Source organism: Microcystis sp. M53602_WE12, assembly GCF_030065455.1.
GTDB classification, from domain to species: domain Bacteria; phylum Cyanobacteriota; class Cyanobacteriia; order Cyanobacteriales; family Microcystaceae; genus Microcystis; species Microcystis aeruginosa.
Window position 1 is genome coordinate 1 of the sequence record NZ_JASJFB010000605.1, and the last position, 4,634, is coordinate 4,634.

The following is a 4,634-nucleotide window of genomic DNA, read 5'->3' on the forward strand; positions in this document are numbered from 1 at the left end:
CTCCTCACACCCTACACCCCACACCCCACACCCCACACCCCAACCCCTACACCCCACACCCCACCCCCCACCCCCCACACCCCCCCCCCCACACCCCCCCCCCCCCACCCCACACCCCCCCCCCCCCCCCCCACCCCCCACACCCCACACCCCACACCCCACACCCCACACCCCACACCCCACACCCTACACCCCACACCCCACACCCCACACCCCAACCCTCCAACCCCCTCTTACCAATGACAGCCATAATCACGAAACCTGAACAATCAGGAGAATTATTGTTAAAATTGTCGCGAGAAACGGTTCCCACTATCGATAACGGTAAAATTCTCGAATTAAGAGAATCGGGAGCCAGTAAAGCTCAAGAATTAGCCATCCCTGGCAGAAAAGACGAAGAATGGCAATTCACCGATTTAAGTCAACTCTGGGCGATCGATTTTCGCGTCCCCCAAACCGTTACAATCGATAAAAATGCCCTAGCTGTTTTTTTACTGCCCGAAGCCAAAAACAGCCGTATAGTCTTCGTTAACGGCATTTATCAGCCTGAATTGTCCGATATCTCCGCTTTACCCCCCGGTGTCAGCGTCAGCAATCTCGCCAATGCACAAAAAGATGTTCTTGTCAACTATCTAGGCAAAGAAAAAACACCCGAATTTTTTACCGCACTCAACCAAGCTGGCTTAAGCGATGTAGCAGTAATTCACGTCACCGCTAACACCGTCGTCACAACCCCGATACATCTCCTATTTATCACCGTTGTGGAGGAAATTCCCCGCTTTTATCAGCCCCATAGCCTAATCGTGGCGGAAACAGGAGCTAGTGTCAATATTATCGAGAATTACGGGGCTTTAGCCGAACATTGCTCCGATTTACCTGTAAATTACTCTTATTTTACCAACGCTGTCACAGAAATTTACCTCGAAGCCAACGCCGAGGTCATCCATACCAGAGTACAACGGGAATCGGGAGATGGTTTTCACATCGGACGCACGATAATTGAACAAGGGCGCGATAGCCGTTACACTCTCAACGAGATAAATCTAGGAGCTAAACTCTGCCGTCATAACCTCGATATCCTGCAAAAAGGAGAACAAACCGAGACAAATCTGCACGGATTAGCCATGATTACTGGACAACAAACCACCGATACCCACAGCGCCATCTATCTCAACCATCCCCACGGCATCACCAAGCAACTGCATAAATGTATCGTTGATGGTAGCGCTCACGCTATCTTTAATGGTAAAGTGTTTGTTCCCAAACCCGCCCAATTAACCAACGCCTCCCAGTTAAATCGGAATTTGTTAATTTCTAACAAGGCACGAGTCAACACCAAACCCGAATTACAAATTACCGCCGATAACGTCAAATGTTCCCACGGGGCAACCGTTAGCCAACTGGAAGCCGATGATTTATTCTATCTGCAAAGCCGGGGCTTAAGCACCGACACCGCCCGCAGTTTGTTAATTGATGCTTTCTCGGCCGAGATTTTAGCTAAAATTCCTCTAGAATCCCTCCGCCAAAGATTGGGGCAATGCGTCGCCTGTCGCAGTGTGGAATAACTCTACCGGGGTGGGTGTCAACCTGCCCAAAGTACCCCTCTGACTCCTGACTAAAATGACAATTATCCAAGAAAAAACCCTCGCCCAAAAAGTCCGCGCCGATTTCCCTATCCTCCATCAAACCGTACACGATAAACCCCTTATCTATCTCGATAGTGCCGCCACTTCCCAAAAACCCATTCAAGTATTAGAAACCCTGCGAAACTATTACGAAAAAGATAACGCTAATGTGCATCGGGGGGCGCATACTTTAAGTGTCCGGGCAACGGAAGCCTACGAAGGGGCCAGAGATAAGGTGGCTAGGTTTATTAATGCCGCTTCTCGTCAGGAAATTGTCTATACTCGCAACGCCACGGAAGCGATTAATTTAGTCGCCTACAGTTGGGCATTAAATACCCTGAAAGCAGGGGATGAAATTATTCTCTCGGTCATGGAACACCACAGTAATTTAATCCCCTGGCAAATTGTCTGCCAAAAGACGGGGGCGGTGATTAAATATGTGCCATTAACCAGCGACGAAAGCTTTGATTTAGAACAATATAAATCTTTGTTATCTGACAAAACTAAATTAGTTGCTGTCCTTCATGTTTCTAATACATTAGGCTGTATTAATCCCGTTGCCGAAATAGTCAGCCTTGCCCATCAAGTCGGGGCGAAAGTATTAATTGATGCCTGTCAAAGTGTCCCCCATTTAGCCATTGATGTGCAGTTCATAGATTGTGATTGGTTGGTGGCTAGTGGTCATAAAATGTGCGCCCCCACTGGTATTGGATTTTTGTACGGCAAAGAGGCGATTTTAGAGGCAATGCCGCCCTTTTTTGGTGGTGGCGAAATGATTGCGGAAGTCTATTTAGACCATTTTACCTGTGCCGAACTGCCCCACAAATTTGAAGCTGGAACCCCCGCTATCGGCGAAGCGATTGCTCTCGGTGCTGCGGTAGAATATTTAATGGGTTTAGGTATGGATAATATTCATGCCTACGAAGAAGAATTAACCGCCCATTTGTTCAAAAAATTAGGAGAAATTGAGGGTTTAAGAATTTACGGGCCATCACCTAGTTTAACGGGCCAGGGTCGGGCTAGTTTAGCCGCCTTTAATGTGGAAGGGATTCATGCCAGTGATTTAGCCACTTTATTAGACCACGAAGGAATCGCTATTCGCTCCGGTCATCACTGTACCCAACCTCTACACCGCTTTTTTGATGCTTCTGGCAGCGCGCGGGCAAGTCTATATTTTTATAATACCCCAGAAGAAATCGATCGCTTTATTGTCGCTTTACAGGAAACTATTGATTTCTTTGCCAATTGTTTTTCTTAGGGGTATCTCTGGCCCCTTTTCCTGTTCTTAAAGAGTGAAGGAAGTTACTTATTATTATCAAGGAATTTGTCCCGAAACGGGCGAGTTATTGCGCTTGCCCCGCACTCTTTTGGCTGAAAAAATTGCCCAAGATTTGATGACAACTATCACCAATCCTCAAGGTAAAATGTATGGAATTTTGTTAGGAGAAAATGCTGCTGGCGAAATAGAAGTTTTAAAAGCTTTTTCTGGACAGGGAGAAGCTACCGGCTGGGTTCCGTCCCTAGTGGGGAGAGAAAAAATTATTCGGGAAGAAAAGCGAGTTTTGCAACTTTTAGAAACAATTAAACAGGAAATTATTACCCTACAATCAATTCCCGAACATAATTTATATCGACTCAATCAAGCAAATTTTGAGCGTAAAATACAAGCTTTACAGCAACAACATCAAAACCATAAACAGGAACGAGATAGGTTAAGAAATTTAGGAGATTTAAACCCAGAAGAATTAGAAAAATTAAATAATATCAGTCGTCAGGAAAAAAGAGAAAGAAAGCAATTAAAACAGGAACAAAAACAAGTTTTAAAACCCTTAATTGAGAAAATAAACTTAGCCAATCAGAGAATTATTGAACTTAAGCAACAGCGTAGGAACCTCTCCAAACAGTTACAGGAATTGCTGTATCAATCCTACTGTTTAAACAACTTTTCTGGACAATCTCTCTCCTTGGCTAAATTGATGGGCAGTAATTTGTTACCGACGGGAACAGGGGAATGTTGCGCCCCGAAATTATTAAATTATGCCGCCATGAAAGGATTAAAACCTGTCGCCATGGCCGAATTTTGGTGGGGAGAATCGAATCGAGATAGAAAACAGGGAGAATTTTATGGCGCTTGTCAAGAAAGATGTCAACCTCTCATGGGTTTTTTACTCTCTGGTTTACGTTCATCCCTAGAAATTATCTATGAAGACGAGGGAATAATTGCTATTAATAAACCCGCGGGATTATTATCGGTAGCAGGACGTTATCAAGATAGTCAAGATGCTGTGGTCAATCGTTTTCGTCGTCAGGGAAAAAATCTCATTCCCGTTCATCGTTTAGACCGAGAAACTTCGGGATTATTATTACTAGCTAAAAGTTTAGATATTTATCGTTGTTTATCCCAACAATTTCAACGGCGAGAAGTGGAGAAAATCTACGAAGCTATATTATCAGAAATTATTGAGCGAGAATCAGGCATAATTGACCTACCTCTCTGGGGAAATCCGCAAAATCGACCCTATCAAACTGTGGACTGGCAAAGGGGGAAAGCTAGTCAAACCTATTTTAAAGTTGTCGGTAAAGAAGGCAATTATTCTCGGCTAGAATTTATTCCCTACACGGGAAGAACCCATCAAATTCGTGTTCATAGTCAACAGGGATTAGGGATAGGAATTTTAGGCGATCGCTTGTACAATGGTAAGCAGTCCGACCGTTTACACCTACACGCTAAACAATTATCTTTTCGTCATCCTCAGACCGAAAATAAACTTGATCTCATCATTCCCACCCCCTTTTGAGAGCTATAATTGCTAACAGCCAAAAATTAGCTATAGTAACCCGAACTGGGGTTAAATAGGGTTTGCTGAATAAATCTAAAAACCTTGTTGGATAAGGTTTTTAGACTTTTTTTCCTCAAAAAGTGCCGACCATTGGAGTGATTGGGGGGAAAATTCAGGTACTTTTTCCCTGAAAATTAGGTAGTTGACCACCTGAAAATCGATAAAACCC

At 44.3% G+C, this 4,634-nt stretch carries 3 protein-coding genes; all 3 read left to right on the forward strand.

The genetic code is table 11. The annotated features are described in order from the left end of the window. Nucleotides 1-239: 239 nt before the first annotated feature. Genes sufD through PX482_RS19090 form a run of 3 tightly spaced genes read left to right on the forward strand, consistent with a single transcriptional unit; the run spans nt 240 to nt 4,423 of the window. Nucleotides 240-1,565: a Fe-S cluster assembly protein SufD gene (sufD, locus tag PX482_RS19080; RefSeq protein WP_288122858.1), complete on the forward strand. Its 1,326-nt coding sequence runs from the start codon at nt 240-242 to the stop codon at nt 1,563-1,565. Nucleotides 1,566-1,620: 55 nt separating this feature from the next. Then, nucleotides 1,621-2,883 (forward strand): SufS family cysteine desulfurase, encoded by a 1,263-nt coding sequence (locus PX482_RS19085; protein ID WP_288122857.1) that lies wholly within the window; start codon nt 1,621-1,623, stop codon nt 2,881-2,883. Nucleotides 2,884-2,917: 34 nt separating this feature from the next. After that, a complete protein-coding gene (locus tag PX482_RS19090; RefSeq protein WP_002758404.1) occupies nt 2,918-4,423 on the forward strand; it encodes an RluA family pseudouridine synthase in 1,506 nt (501 codons plus the stop codon). Nucleotides 4,424-4,634: the final 211 nt, after the last annotated feature.

What these genes read in the sequence shown, in the direction of transcription:
- sufD (WP_288122858.1), top strand. Translation starts at nt 240, where the DNA reads ATGACAGCCATAATCACGAAACCTGAACAATCAGGAGAATTATTGTTA.
- PX482_RS19085 (WP_288122857.1), top strand. Translation starts at nt 1,621, where the DNA reads ATGACAATTATCCAAGAAAAAACCCTCGCCCAAAAAGTCCGCGCCGAT.